This window comes from Sporosarcina sp. Y352 (assembly GCF_056786535.1).
Window position 1 is genome coordinate 394,635 of the sequence record NZ_JBXCJE010000004.1, and the last position, 14,600, is coordinate 409,234.

Genomic DNA, 14,600 nt, shown 5'->3' on the forward strand with positions numbered 1-14,600 from the left:
CTCCATCTATTCTTCAGACCGTTAAATGAATACGATTTCCAGAAGGATCTGTAGCAACGGTAGAGCCATTGTCTTCAGTGACGGAAGCACCAATATTCTTTAATTGAGCGATTATTTTATTTTTCTTTTCCTCATTTGGAAGCATTAAGGTAAATGATTCAAGTCCGACGCTATTAGGTGATGGCGCAGGTGCTCCTAATCCATTCCAAGTATTTAAACCAATATGGTGATGGTAGTGACCATCCGAAATGAATAGTGCCTGAGCTCCAAATCGATTTACTACTTCAAATCCGAGTCCTTCGATATAAAATTCTTCAGTCTTTTCTAACTCGGATACATGCAAATGGATATGTCCCATAACAGTGCCGGCAGGTAAACCTCCCCATGATTGCTGTTCATCTCCAGCTAAAAGGTCTGTAAAATTCAATGGGTCAACTGCCATAGCCACTTCTCCATTATCCCAATCCCATTCGGAAGGGTCACGGTCTATATAGATTTCAATCCCATTTCCATCCGGGTCAGATAAGTAAAGGGCTTCACTCACAAGATGGTCAGAAGAACCAAACCGTAAACCAATTTCCCTAAAATGTTTCACGATTCCAGCTAAATCAGAGCGTTTAGGTAGAAGAAGTGCATAGTGATATAATCCCGTAGTTTTCCCTTGTTTAGGAACTATATGATCCGACTGTTGAATTGATAATAATATTGTCTTTCCATCAGCTGTCAGGTTTGCAGTTTTTTCAGTTTGCTCTACTACCTTAAATCCGATTACTTCTTGATAAAATGCTAACGACCGTTCTAAATTTTGTACCTTTAAGTTAACTTGACCTACGAATGTTATAGGCTCATGATGAAAATTCATTGCTGTTACCTCCTCATTTTTAAACACAACATACTAGTTAGTTAGTTACTTTATGTAAGTAAGTATATAATTAAAATAAGCACTAGTCAAGTGACTAATTTGCAACAGTTGATTTGATGGAAGAAGTCGACTTGCCCTAGGTTTGTAAGGTCATAGGGGGATGGGGTTAATGATATAAAGTTAATACCTGGTCCACAGACCTTTTGCATTCTTGAATCGGTGTGAGTAGCAGAGTCCTATTAGAGAGGATAAAGGATTTGGAAAACGAGGTTGTTAGGTGAGATTATACTCATTTTACATCAAGAAAAAATTGTCCCCAGTTTAAATGTCTGAGGACAATTTTTTAGCTTTCACAAACTTTTAACAGGGAACCAACCCTCTACGGACATCATGAGTTCCCAAAGTGGATCTGGTACTTGGAGACGGGCCTGATCATTTTGAGTGATCGTCGTATTGATTTCGTTTTCTTTTCCATGTTGCACTTTTTCTACCCATTCCGGCTCCATAATAAGTTCTCTTCCTAAAGCAATAAGTGGAATGCCCGTTTGCTCGAGTGCTTGTACTGCTTGATCTGGTGTGTGGATGGAGCCTACCCCTATAATAGGAACACGGTTTCCGACATATTCCTGGATGAGTTCGACCCGTGAGCGATCACTTTCCACACCGCGTCGAGGTTTCGACCATAAGTCGTTTAACGCCAAATGAATATAGTCTATTTCCTCATCCATTAGTGAGTCGAGAAGCACGAACGTCTCAGCCATCGTAATTCCTGGTGTTTCCGGTTCCTCTGGAGACAGACGATAGCCAATAATAAACGGTTCTCTGGCATACTCAGCAATTACGCGTTTCACTTCCTCAATGACGGCAAGTGGAAAGGCCAATCGGTTCTCAATGGATCCGCCCCAGCGGTCTGTTCGTGTATTCGAATGAGGGGAGAAGAATTGTTGAATAATGTACCCACTCGCACCATGCAATTCCACTCCATCAAAACCAGCTTCTATAGCCCGCCTCGTCGCCTCGCCAAATGCTATAACTAATTGAAGGACTTCCTCATCCGTCAAGCTTCGAGGTGTTTTCTCGATACTATAGAAACCACGGTCAAGAAGGGGAGCAACACTGCTTGCACTTACAGTTTCTCCTTCTGGAATCAGATGTGGCACGGCCAATCTCCCGCCATGATAAAGCTGCAATACAGCCTTCGCCCCTTTATCTTTTATCGAAGAAGCAACACTTCTCAAACTAGGAATCATCGTATCCCGATCCGCTGCAAATTGCCCCTCAAAACCTTTTCCGCTTGCTTGCACATACGTACACGCCGTAATCACCATACCTGGTCCACCCGAACGAGCCGCATAGTAAGCTAGCTCCGCGTCTGAAGCAGTATCATCCGAATTCGCCGAAAAAGTGGTCATAGGCGGCATGACAATTCGGTTTTTTAACTGAACGCCATTATTTAGTGTAAAAGGTTCTAATATTGGTTGGTATTTCTCTTTCATTGTTGGATCTCTCTCCTTTGATATACCTATAAAAAATGCCATATGAATATTTACCTAAAAATTCTGTCAATCTTTGCGATCTCGTTCTCTGTTAATTGAACATCTAGTGATTTTAAATTGTTAAGCACTTGATCTGCCCGTTTAGCACCAGGAATGACCGCATCGATTGAATCACGTGTTAAATACCAAGCTAGAACAATATGTGCCACTTCAGCCTGTTTTGCATTCGCAATTTCACGAAGTTGTTCCACTTTCCCCAGGTTCATTTCAAATTCTTCGCCCTGTAGATGTGGCATGTTGGCACGTAAATCATTAAATTTCATGTCTTTATTGTATTTTCCTGCTAACAATCCTGATGCAAGCGGGAAAAATGGAATAAAGGAAATGTTTTGCTCGGCAGTATAGGGAAGTAATTCTTTTTCAGCTGAACGCTGGATTAAATTATATTCTCCCTGATATACATCAACATAACCGTCTCTGTTTGCCTCTTTTAACTGATCCAGTGAAAAATTTGATAAGCCGATTGCTCTAATTTTCCCTTGATCTTTTAATTCTTTTAATGCTCCCACAGCTTCATATCCCGGTGTAACGCCATCTGGATAATGAATATAGAACAAGTCGATATAGTCGGTTTGCATACGTTTCAAACTATCTTCTACTGCTTGTTTCAAAAAGGATGGCGTATTGTCATTTTGCATTTCCTGGCCAACGAATTTCATTGACCCTTTCGTTGCAAGTATAATATCATCCCTTTTTCCTGTTTCTTTAATTACCTCTCCAACTAATTCTTCTGATCTTCCCGGTCCATATAGATAGGCTGTGTCGATAAAATTCACACCATTTTCAATCGCAACCCGAACGAGCTCTTTTCCCGCTTCTTCGTCTAAGTTAGGATATAGATTATGTCCTCCAACCGCATTGGTTCCAAGTCCAACCGGATTTATATATATTCCTGATTTTCCAAGTTGTGTTTGTTTCGTCATTATGGTTTCCTCATTTCGCATTTTAATTGCATTTATGATTATCACTACTATGATTTCCTATGTAGGAGATTCAATTCTTAATACCGAATGTTGAGTTCCTTGGTTATTTCTTCACTTACAGCTATCACTTTATTCGTCAATCCTCTTAGGATAGTTTTTTTCATTTTGTCAATTGGCCCAGCGATTGCGACTGCTGCAATTACTTGATTCTCATGGAATACCGGGGCAGCAATGCAACGAACGCCAACAAATCTTTCTTCGTCATCGATGGAAAATCCTTGGTTTTTTATAACTTCCAAGTGTTGAGAGAAAATTTCCTGATCTACAAATGTATTATCGGTGGCTTGATTAAATGGAAGGAGAGAGAATACTTCTTGTTGGTCAGTTGGTATTAAATTTGCCAATATGACTTTACCAAGAGCACTAATGTGGGATGGGGAACGATCCCCTATCTCGGGCTGGTACGGTTCTATAAAAGGAGGTTTAATCATTTGTTTCATAACTACTTCAGTTCCTTCTAGCACCCCAATATACACACCTTCTGCCGCACTTACTCCCAATTGGTAAGGTGTTTGTAACGTGGTCCAGTCAATGGATCTTTCACTTCCATCCATTTGGAACTTTTCATTATTCCATGTATAATACTTGCCTTTTTTTGAAATATAGTTCATATTTTCCAGAGTGCTCAGCAACCGAAAAACAGTAGTCTTATTTAAATCCAGTGCCCTTGTGACTTCTGTCAAAGTTAGATATTTTTCCTGTTGTAGTAAATCTAAGATTTGAAGCCCTTTTTTTAACGTCGCAACTTCATATTTACTCATCCAATTCACCCCGTCTCTAAAATCATCTTAGGTCACCTTTTAATTTGATTCAACAACTCAGCACTTTGTTTCATTATTTGAAACATATTTGAAGTAAGCCCATAATCTACGTTTTTAAAAGCCGTAGTGCAGCTAGATTTTATTATATTAAGCTCAACATTTTATGGAATCGAACAAGTTTTTGGTGTCTGACTATTTCAAAGATTGTTGCTAGTTTACATGTGTTTGGATATGATTATCTGAAGGGAGGGGAATATTCAATGTCTAACGATAATGAAGGGTTCTTTGACAAAGAAACACAAAGTGATTCAAAAATGAAAGTAGAAAGAAAACTAGGAGAACCCACTTCAGCCTTCAAAGGTGCTTCCTTAGCAGCGCTTCTAATAGGCGTATCGGCTTATCTCTTAGGTTTGTATAACGCAGTCATGGAACTGAATGAAAAAGGATATTACTTTGCAGTTTTACTATTCGGACTGTATTCATCTATATCTTTACAAAAAGCAGTTAGAGATAAAGATGAAGGAATACCAGTTACGAGTATCTATTATGGAATTAGCTGGTTTGCGCTAATTGTATCTATTTTATTAATGGCCATCGGATTATACAATGCAGGAAGTATTGTTTTAAGTGAAAAAGGATTTTATGGCATGGCTTTTGTTCTTAGTATATTTGCAGCGATAACAGTTCAAAAAAATGTTAGGGATACACATAAAGCAAGAGAAATAGATTGAATTACTATTCTCTAGTTTGACGATCCTACCTAATTAAATAGCAATATTTAAACCCCGTTCTAAATCTAGAACGGGGTTATACTTGTTAGAGACGTTTATAAACATATAAATTATGTCTCTACTCTTTTACTTACCTTATTTAAAAGATTCACCATTGTTTTGGACTCATCTTCAGTTAAAGATCCAAACATGTAATTAACCATATCTTGATGGTTTGGCATGATTTTCTGCATTAAGCGGTTTCCATCTTCCGTTAGTACCACATGGATTACTCGTCGGTCATCAGGACATGCATTTCTATTTAATAAGCCCTTATCTTCTAATTTATCTATAACATAAGTCATAGAACCACTAGCAATGAGTATGCTATTACCAATCTGCTGAATGGTTTGTTTCCCCTGTAGAAATAGTACCTCTAAAACAGAAAACTCCGTAATGTTAAGCTTATTAGTAATCATTACCCGCCTAATTCGTTCCTGAATTGCTTTCGTTGTTTTCATTAACAACAAATATGGCTGGTTTTCACACTTTTCATTCACTTAATCACCTACTTAAAATAGTTTACCTGTTTAAGAGTAAATCTGTTCATACCACTGTTTAGCAGCTTCCACTTCTGTCATTGTGAGCTGATGTCCAGTGTTTACCCATATAACACCAACCGACGCACTTGCGTCTTCTAATAGTTTTTTCAGGTCAACGGATTCTTGTTGCGGACAAATTGGATCATTTGTTCCTGCTGCAATGAATACTTGGATACCTGTTAAATCTGGAAGTGCTATGCCACGTCTTGGCACCATAGGATGATGTAAAATTGCACCTTTTAGTGAATCATTAAAGTGGAATAACAGACTGGCCGCAATATTGGCACCGTTTGAATACCCAATAGCCACGATATTTTGACGGTTAAATTTATATTCTTCCGCAGCTTCATCTAAAAATGCATTGAGCTCATTTGTTCGGAAAATTAAATCCTCCTCATCAAATATACCTTCAGCTAAGCGTTTAAAGAAACGAGGCATTCCGTTTTCCAATACATTCCCACGTACACTGAGTACAGAAGCATCAGGATCTACGATATCCGCTAAAGACAATAAATCATTTTCATTGCCACCAGTACCGTGTAATAGTAATAGAACTGGTTTTTCATTATTTGTTCCTTGTTTAAAAATATGCTGCATAATATTTATTCTCTCCTTTCAAAAGAGGGTAATCTAAGTGAATTTTTCAATACTACTTCGGTCTTTCAATAGAAAAAATGTCGCCAATTTTTGCGTAATTGGTACCAGCTAAGCGGCTGACAGCGTTTAAGCCCCTCGGGTCAATTCGACCATCTTCATAAATCTCTTTGTCAATGTGAAAGCGTACAATCTCTCCAATAAACAAATCACTACCAGGTCCTTCTTCACCTAAAGAAATGGCTTGTACAAGTCTGCATTCCATTCGAACTTTAGATTCCTTCACTCCCGGTACAGAGACAATTTCACTTTGTACAAGCGTTAGATTCGCCAATTCAATTTCACTTTCAGTTGCAGGTAATGAAGCTGCGGTTTCATTGATTTTTGCCACATTTTCATCATCTACAATATGCACGACAAATTCACGACTGCTATAAATATTTCTTGCAGTATCTTTCAAATTATTAGGTCTCGAAATAGCAAGTGAAACCATCGGCGGGTTGGATGAAACGATATTGAAATAGCTAAATGGAGCACCATTAACGATACCATCCTCAGACACAGTAGTAACAAAAGCAATAGGTCTAGGAATTATAGTACCAATGAGAAGTTTATAATTATCCCGCTCACTATTTTGTTTTGGATCAATCGAAATCAATTTATTTAGCCCCCTTATTTAGTCGATTGAACGCACTTGAATTGGAATAAGTGCATTAACTAATTGCTCACGACGTTGTTCATATTGTACAGGTAACATCAACTGAGTGCCCATTGTTTCAGGTGTCTCATCATGTGCAAATCCTGGTGGATCTGTTGCAATTTCAAATAATATTTCACCTGATTCACGGAAGTACAGTGCGTTGAAGTAGTTGCGGTCCTTCAATTCTGTTACATGTTGACCAAGATTCCTCGCATGTTGTTGCCATTCAAGATGATCTGCATCATCCTGAGCCCGCCATGCAATATGGTGAACCGTCCCAACACCCATCTTGCCACGAACACCAGCGACCATTTTTAAATCTATGATATTACCTAAATCAGCAGAAGCTTTATAGCGAGTATAGTCACCTTCAGTTCCAACCAATTCAAGTCCCATTACATCCGTTACTGTTTTAGCAGTTTCTTCTGGTCTGCTTGAGTATAGAGTTGCCCCACCAAATCCTTTTATAGCTACTTCTTTGGTTACTTCTCCAAATGTCCAATCGTTTAGCGCTCCCGCTTCACGTTCAACAATTTCAAGATGTAAGCCGTGTGGATCATCAAATTGTAAATATGTCTCACCAAAACGCTCTACTTGTTTATATTCAATTTTAAATTTCACCAAACGCTTTTCCCAAAAACCCAAAGATCCTACTGGTACAACATACGACGTAATACCAACTTGCCCATCTCCAATTTGACCTTGAGCAGCGCCTGCCCATGGGAAAAAGGTAATAATAGTACCTGGTTTTCCACCACCATCTCCAAAATACAAATGATATGTGCCCGGATCGTCGAAATTCACTGTTTGTTTAACTAAACGTAAACCTAATACCCCTGCATAAAAATCAATGTTTTCCTGTGGATGACCAACAATTGCTGTAATATGGTGAATACCTGCTGTTTGTTTTTTCACAATTATTTCCTCCTCTATTGTTCTTTCCTTTTCCTATCGTAACTACTTGTACTAGTTCTCCTTGCCTTTACTCAATGGGTTCTAATTTCGCCTCAATTTCAACTCGCTTACTCTCCAAAAATGGCGGTAAGTCTAACTTTTCCCCCAAGGATTCAATGGTCGAATCCACTGTAAAACCTGGTCCGTCTGTCGCTAATTCAAATAAAATACCATTTTCTTCTCTAAAATATAAACTCTCAAAATAGTAACGATCTGTTATTTTATTCACTGCAAAACCAAAATCTTGAATACGTTGGCTCCACTCACGTAACTCATCGCCATCTTTTACTCGGATAGCTACGTGATGCACACTGCCTTTTCCTGGTTTCTCTTGTGGACCGCCCTTCTCCACAATGACAATTTCACCAAAAGACTGTCCTTTTACTGACTGATAGATAGCTTCTTTTGCTTTACGTGAGGCTAGTTCATACCCAAACAAGTTTTCTAATGTATTCGCTAGGCTATCTAAAGATTGCACGGTTATTTCCACTGCGCCCATTCCAAGAATACGATGTTTTTCTACAACAATTGAATCGTCCCATGTCCGCCACAGCGTCGGAACCTCGTCATCGTTATTATTTAATAGGACTAGACGTAAACCCTCAGCATCTTCAAAATGGAGTGCGTCACGCCCTGCGTACTTGGTTAACTCCCCATGTTTTACATCAAGTAATTCAAATCTATCTTTCCAATACAGTAAACTATCATAAGACGGAACGAGTAACCCAATCCGCGTAATGGCATTCGTTCCTCTCCTTGTGCTTCCAGCCATCGGGATTTCAAAGAAGGACAACTCTGTTCCGGCGCTACCCGTTAAATCTCCATAGAACAAATGATACATGCTTGGATCATCTTGATTGACTGTTTTTTTCACTCTACGCAGTCCGAGCACCTTTACATAAAATTGATTGTTTTGTTGTCCCTTTTTTGTAATCATGGAAATATGGTGATGACCCGCTATCTTGTTCATCTTAGTACCTTCCTTTCCGGTATAAATTCTAAGCAAAACCTTCAATCCGCTTGAAATCGTTTTGCTAAGAATTTATTTATTAAAATCACAAAATGTGCATATGCACATTTTGCAACTTGTATAAATTTACTTGCGTTAAAATTAGTTACGTACAGTATTTAATGCAGTTGTCCAAGGGATAACTTGGTCGAGCATTTGGTTTACTGAATCTGCTTGTACAGCAGCTGGTTTGAAGTCTGTACCATTTTCGAAATCTGTAAATAACGATAACGCTGGGTGAACACGAACATGCGCTACAGATAATTCACTTAAAATACCACGTAAATGTTCTGTTGCACGAGCTCCACCTACTGAACCGTATGATACGATACCTGCAGCTTTATTGTTCCACTCATCACGTAAGTAGTCTAGCGCATTTTTGAGTGCTCCTGTAATCGAGTGATTGTATTCTTGAACGATGAATACAAATCCGTCTTGTTTAGCAATGATTTCTGACCATGCTGCTGCACCTGATGCATCGCCGCCGGCTTCACCTAAAAGTGGTAATTTGTATTCTGCGATATCAATAATCGTGTAGTTTGCATCCCCGCGTTTATCTGCTAATTCTTTTACCCATGTCCCTACTTGTGGGCTTACGCGTCCTTCACGTGTCGATCCTAAAATAATACCTATGTTTGATTTTGTCATTGTTTTTTCCTCCTCTTGTTGTTGTGGTTGTTGTGTTCCAAATAACTTACTAAAAAAACCCATTTTACAATTTCACCTCCTTATAAGTACTCTTTGTCAATTTTAAGTGTGCTACGTACCGTGTCGATTGGTCGCACTGATGCCTCAATTTGTTCCCGTTTTCCTTCAAGGAATGGTGGTAATGATAAAATTTCCCCTACTGTTTCGTAAGGCTCATCCCCCATAAAGCCAGGACCATCTGTTGCCCATTCAAAAAGAATGCCAGGTGCTACTCGTGCATATAAAGATTCAAAGAAGAAGCGATCCACATACCCGGAAGTACCGAAACCAGCAGTTTGCATATGGTCAATCCATTCATATAATACTTTCGTATCTTCTACACGGAAGGCAGTGTGATGAACTGTACCATAGCCTTGGCGACCTTCTGGGAGAACCGTATTATGCTCCACTATTACTTGCGCGCCATTCCCACCTTCACCCATTTCAAATAAATGCATTGGACCTTCTTGTGCGATTTCACGCATTAACATCACTTTCTCCAAAACCTCTTTTAAATAATCAAATTGTGCGATACGAATATGAATCGGTCCTAATCCTGTAATTGCAAACTCCAATGGTACAGGACCATTTTGCCAAGGCGTTCCTGATTCAATACCCTCATTAAATTCGTCAGAAACCAACATATATTGTTGCTCATCAAAGTCCACGAATGAAATTGTTTTCTTACCAAACACTTCTTCGATACCATTATTTTTCACTTTATACTTATCAAAACGTTTCACCCAGTAATCAAGTGCTGCGTCTGTCGGCACACGGAAAGCAGTTTTATAAATCTCGTTCGTTCCATGTGTGCCTTTTGGAATACCAGGGAAATCGAAAAATGTCATATCCGTACCAGCAGAACCTTTATCATCTGCGAAGAATAGGTGATATGTTTGAATATCATCTTGATTGACTGTTTTCTTTACTAAACGCATTCCCAATACGTATGTAAAAAACTCATAGTTCTTTTCTGCACTACTTGTGATAGCTGTTACGTGGTGAATTCCTTTTAAATGGTTCATTTTGTTTCCTCCTTTGATTTCCTTGGATTCAAGGTGTGTACTTAATAATTTCTTTCCTATCAATACATGACTCTGATGGTTTCAATTTATACTTCGCTGAATCTTTTCAAATCGTTTCATAAATTGCAGAAACGATATTCAACTTTTTAGGAGCCATATTCAATTGTTTCACTCTTTTATAGCATTTATTCCAATTACCTCGAATTCAAGCATCTTGAATTCAAACTAAATTTAACATGAATACACTACAACTGTCAACACTTTAGATCTAATTAGTTTGTATTTGTAGAGAATCCTTGGTATTTACTTATATTTCGTAGTTAATAACAGGTGTAGTGATTTACTATTTTGAAGTTATAGAGAGGTTCACATAATGAGGCATGCTTATTATTTTTATCTAAACACCTATGTTGATTAAACATATACTTGCAAAAGGCGCTGGCGAGTAGACCCTGAAAACCAACATTTTCACCGGAATATTTTCGACCCGCTTTCGGCGAATTAATCACGACACTTTTACCAAGGGGCAAGTGTGGCAAGAAGTGACTCCGTCACTTCTTGCCACAATCTTTGGGATAATCCTGTTGTGATTAATCGCCAGTGAGTGAGAACAATTTATTTACATAGCAATAAATATTTATTGCTAAACGATAAATACCATGCTAAAATAAAACCAACAATAAAGAGGTGAGGTGCTTTTTATGAAACGAGGTTCAACAAACTTTTTGAAAATAGCTGTTATTTTTCTCGGACTCCCAATCCTTGCTATATGTATATTTGCGTTGCCAATACTAGCGAAAGATGCAACAGAAAGTAATTCGGAGTTCGCTTATGTGGTATATGGCTTTGTAACCGTTATGTATGTGTCGGCGATACCGTATTTCATCGCATTGTATCAAGCCTTTAAACTGTTAAGTTATATTGACAAGAACAAAGCATTCTCGGAAATATCCGTAAAAGCTTTGAAAAATATAAAGTATTGCGCAATCACAATCAGTGGCTTACATCTCATTGGACTGCCATTCTTCTTTATCTTTGCGCAGTTAGATGACGCTCCGGGTGTCGTATTGCTTGGAATGCTTTTTATTTTTGCTCCATTGGTAATCGCAGTCTTTGCTGCTGTTCTCCAAAAACTTTTGCAAGAAGCTATTACGATAAAATCTGAAAATGATTTAACAGTCTGAGGTGAAAAAATGGCGATTATAATCAATATTGATGTGATGTTGGCAAAAAGGAAAATGAGCGTAACAGAACTTTCAGAGAGAGTTGGGATAACAATGGCTAACATTTCTATATTGAAAAATGGAAAGGCAAAAGCGATTCGATTATCAACTCTAGAAGCGATTTGTAAGGCTTTGGACTGTCAGCCCGGAGATATTTTAGAATACCGAAATGATGAAGACACCCAAGTTTAATAAAGTTGAAAGGAAAAAGAGATGCTTCCTGGCGAAAACGCGAAAAAAACACCACGCCACAAGTGCTCGCACTTGTGGCGTGGTGTTTAAATTCTAGCTATGCAAACGATTCTAATAGCCTATCTTTACTGCTATAAACTTGTTAATTTATTTAGCCGCTTTTCTAATGACTCTCTCCACTCTCCAGCCAATTCCGAAACGTCTAGTATCTTTTTAATACCTTCAATATCTCTAGGGTTATGAAAATAAGTCTCGTTTGCAAACAGGATTGACACCCGCTTAGGATGCCGTTCGATCAATGTTATCTTGGAATCTCGTCTAACTGTTCCTTCCTCTAAAACACGGCTGAGGTAGCCTGTAAAACCTGTCTCCACCATTCGTTTTAGAAGTAATGCGAGGTTCGTTCGCTTAGTAATTGTACTACACGGAATTCTGCCTTGTGTGATTTGGATAACCGCCTCCCCCAGCCTAAAGATATCGCCAATATGAACATCTGCTTCCAACATATTTAATACTGTTAAATTCTCCCCGAAGGTTGCGGCAGGTAAAGGGGTTCCAAATTCTTGTTCCCACTGCGAATAATGTTCATATGGATAAAAGCAAACGGCACGATCAGGGCCACCGTGGAAACGTAAGTCGGCGACGCCATCCCCGCGAAATCCTTCTTTTGTTAAAAAAGCCTCTTCCACTGTTCCCTTGCGTATTCCGGTATTCATTTCCTTCCCACCATCATATTTCATTAGTTTCGGTGATCCAATAGAAAAGTTTTTCAGCTCAATAGAATCCTTATTCCCCACTTTATGAATTACCCCCTATTCTATCGTAAAAAATCTATTACCAAAACTATACCATTGCCAAAACCACCACGTATAGTTAGCGTTATTAATTAACAAAATTTCTCTTTTCTATTTTGCAGGCTATGTTTTTTTGTTAGAACTTTCATGTGAATTGAAACCATTTGCCGTTTAACCACCAAGTTAGCACCATATTTAGCTTATGCGATTATGATAGAACTAGCTCTCTATTACTGAAATCAAAGAGGTATTATTACGAAAACTTTGAAATAGAATCGAATTTCTAAAAACGTGGAAAATAAAATAAAAAACGCAAACCGCATAAGTTTTCGGTTTACGTTTTGAAATGATTACTCCATATGTACTTCTTCACTTCGCATATTTGAAGTTTGAAGAATGTGGGAAGGCTTTTCTCTCAAATTAGAGACTCTTCTTCCTATATGCGCTTATTCACCGCGGTATTCCCAGTAATTGTTTGTTCATTCTCGACAGGCATTTTGTTTCTAGAATTTTTGGAAATTACTTTTCCGTAACGATAATATACAAATATTGCTGCTAGGAAGCCAATGACCGCAAGAAACGCATCGAATATAAAGATAATTGATATATTGCCGGTTTTCGAAAGAAGCCCTGTTGCAAGAGGCATAACAACAGCAGCTAATCCTGCAGCTGTTGCGATAACTCCCGTCACTCGCCCTTTTTTTTGCCAAAATAGCTCAGTCATAATGGCAATTGCCAATTGAAAAATACCTGCGGTTGACAGACCAATGAAGAAAGCAGCAACAATAGCGACACTAGGAATTTTAATCGTTAAAATTGTAATAATCGCCATGAATGTAATAATAGGATAAATCACGATAACTGTAACCGGTCTTACGAATTTTTTTAACACTACTGCTAGCGTCAGGACCGACAAAAGTGAACCGATGCTATAATAGCTCAATAACTTGATTGAACTCGCCGTCGACAGCCCAAGAACTTCCTCTCCATAAGACGGCAGCCAAATTTGGGCGACAGTGAACAAACCTGTAGAAGTAAAACCGATAACAACAAGCGCTAGCCCTTCTTTTGAAAATATCGGTTCGGAAATGAACCGATTCCCTTCGCCACTGTCCTGCTTTGATGCGCTTGACTGCACGATTCGATGGTTTGGAAACGAAGCCGTCAGTAAAAACAGCATCGCCAAGAGATACAATCCGGCAGGTACAAAAAATGAAAACCCAAAAAACATATCCCGATTGGCGAAAAACAAAATCATAAATGGAAGCAATGCTGTACCAGATGCCATAAATGCTTTTACCATTACACTTGCTGATCCTGCTGAATTCGGAAAAACCTCTATTAAACCTGGATAGGACCCCGCATCCATCGCTGAATTTCCCACTCCAGCCAAAAACGCTAGTAAAATTGCAATCTGATAACTAGGCGCCAATGGTACACTAAAAAGAAATATCCCCATCATGAGACTAGAAAAAATAATTAATGGTTTTCTACCAAAACGGTCTGATAATCTGCCTGCACCTGCATAGGTAAATAATTTCCCAACGCCAATTGCAGCAATAATATAACTAATACCCGCGCTATCTGTATTCCACTGTTTTGTTAATGAATCCATATTTGAAATCAAAATGACATTCACCATTCCGAGTAAAAAGTAGTTCATATACATCCCAATTACTGCCTTACTGTACATTTTCCATAACCCCTTTAAGCTGACACAACCAATTTCACAAGCCTTTACCTTCCATCAATATTATAGCACCTGATTTAATAGAATTGTTTAAATCTTATGGGATATATGTATATGTGTCTACCTTTTTTAAAATTATCTACTTCTTTTATGTGAACGACAAAGGTCAAGCTACTTTCAAACTTGGTTAATTTGCTCCTTCATCTGTTGGGGAATAGTAAAGTATATTTAATGCAACCACCAAGCAATTGATCGCCT

General features: G+C 38.5%; 16 protein-coding genes. 3 read left to right on the forward strand and 13 right to left on the reverse strand.

Annotated elements, in window-relative coordinates:
• Positions 1-13: 13 nt before the first annotated feature.
• The 4 genes from AC1TO6_RS09520 to AC1TO6_RS09535 form a co-directional block, all read right to left on the reverse strand.
• On the reverse strand, positions 14-862 hold the full coding sequence (locus tag AC1TO6_RS09520; protein ID WP_482101365.1) for a VOC family protein: 849 nt from the start codon (positions 860-862) through the stop codon (positions 14-16).
• A 350-nt stretch (positions 863-1,212) separates the two neighbouring features.
• Entirely contained in the window at positions 1,213-2,358 is a 1,146-nt protein-coding gene (locus AC1TO6_RS09525; RefSeq protein ID WP_482101366.1) for an NADH-dependent flavin oxidoreductase, read from the reverse strand.
• A 50-nt stretch (positions 2,359-2,408) separates the two neighbouring features.
• Positions 2,409-3,341, reverse strand: coding sequence for an aldo/keto reductase (locus AC1TO6_RS09530; protein WP_482101367.1), 933 nt, complete (start codon positions 3,339-3,341; stop codon positions 2,409-2,411).
• Between the two features lie 77 nt (positions 3,342-3,418).
• Positions 3,419-4,162: an IclR family transcriptional regulator gene (locus AC1TO6_RS09535; RefSeq protein ID WP_482101368.1), complete on the reverse strand. Its 744-nt coding sequence runs from the start codon at positions 4,160-4,162 to the stop codon at positions 3,419-3,421.
• A 260-nt stretch (positions 4,163-4,422) separates the two neighbouring features.
• Between AC1TO6_RS09535 and yiaA the strand changes: the two genes are divergently transcribed.
• Positions 4,423-4,893 carry an inner membrane protein YiaA gene (gene yiaA, locus AC1TO6_RS09540; protein WP_482101369.1) on the forward strand — a complete coding sequence of 157 codons (471 nt, stop codon included), beginning with the start codon at positions 4,423-4,425 and terminating at the stop codon, positions 4,891-4,893.
• A 110-nt stretch (positions 4,894-5,003) separates the two neighbouring features.
• On the opposite strand, the gene AC1TO6_RS09545 is transcribed toward yiaA, so the two are convergent.
• From AC1TO6_RS09545 to AC1TO6_RS09575, 7 genes are all read right to left on the reverse strand, one after another.
• Positions 5,004-5,432, reverse strand: a complete 429-nt coding sequence (locus AC1TO6_RS09545; RefSeq protein ID WP_482101370.1) for a MarR family winged helix-turn-helix transcriptional regulator — start codon at positions 5,430-5,432, stop codon at positions 5,004-5,006.
• 30 nt (positions 5,433-5,462) lie between these two features.
• A complete protein-coding gene (locus AC1TO6_RS09550) occupies positions 5,463-6,074 on the reverse strand; it encodes an alpha/beta hydrolase (protein WP_482101413.1) in 612 nt (203 codons plus the stop codon).
• Positions 6,075-6,123: 49 nt separating this feature from the next.
• Entirely contained in the window at positions 6,124-6,726 is a 603-nt protein-coding gene (locus AC1TO6_RS09555) for a flavin reductase family protein (protein ID WP_482101371.1), read from the reverse strand.
• Positions 6,727-6,744: 18 nt separating this feature from the next.
• A complete protein-coding gene (locus tag AC1TO6_RS09560) occupies positions 6,745-7,683 on the reverse strand; it encodes a ring-cleaving dioxygenase (protein ID WP_482101372.1) in 939 nt (312 codons plus the stop codon).
• Positions 7,684-7,750: 67 nt separating this feature from the next.
• Entirely contained in the window at positions 7,751-8,692 is a 942-nt protein-coding gene (locus tag AC1TO6_RS09565) for a ring-cleaving dioxygenase (RefSeq protein ID WP_482101373.1), read from the reverse strand.
• A gap of 141 nt (positions 8,693-8,833) precedes the next feature.
• Positions 8,834-9,442, reverse strand: coding sequence for an NADPH-dependent FMN reductase (locus AC1TO6_RS09570; protein ID WP_482101374.1), 609 nt, complete (start codon positions 9,440-9,442; stop codon positions 8,834-8,836).
• A 17-nt stretch (positions 9,443-9,459) separates the two neighbouring features.
• Positions 9,460-10,443: a ring-cleaving dioxygenase gene (locus AC1TO6_RS09575; protein ID WP_482101375.1), complete on the reverse strand. Its 984-nt coding sequence runs from the start codon at positions 10,441-10,443 to the stop codon at positions 9,460-9,462.
• A gap of 701 nt (positions 10,444-11,144) precedes the next feature.
• Here AC1TO6_RS09575 and AC1TO6_RS09580 point away from each other — a divergent pair.
• Together AC1TO6_RS09580 and AC1TO6_RS09585 are read left to right on the forward strand one after the other, a co-directional pair.
• Positions 11,145-11,627: a DUF2975 domain-containing protein gene (locus AC1TO6_RS09580; RefSeq protein ID WP_482101376.1), complete on the forward strand. Its 483-nt coding sequence runs from the start codon at positions 11,145-11,147 to the stop codon at positions 11,625-11,627.
• 9 nt (positions 11,628-11,636) lie between these two features.
• On the forward strand, positions 11,637-11,858 hold the full coding sequence (locus tag AC1TO6_RS09585; protein ID WP_482101377.1) for a helix-turn-helix domain-containing protein: 222 nt from the start codon (positions 11,637-11,639) through the stop codon (positions 11,856-11,858).
• Between the two features lie 131 nt (positions 11,859-11,989).
• On the opposite strand, the gene AC1TO6_RS09590 is transcribed toward AC1TO6_RS09585, so the two are convergent.
• Both AC1TO6_RS09590 and AC1TO6_RS09595 read right to left on the reverse strand, forming a co-directional pair.
• Entirely contained in the window at positions 11,990-12,598 is a 609-nt protein-coding gene (locus tag AC1TO6_RS09590) for an MOSC domain-containing protein (RefSeq protein WP_482101414.1), read from the reverse strand.
• 490 nt (positions 12,599-13,088) lie between these two features.
• Positions 13,089-14,345, reverse strand: coding sequence for an MFS transporter (locus AC1TO6_RS09595; protein WP_482101378.1), 1,257 nt, complete (start codon positions 14,343-14,345; stop codon positions 13,089-13,091).
• Positions 14,346-14,600 lie beyond the last annotated feature (255 nt).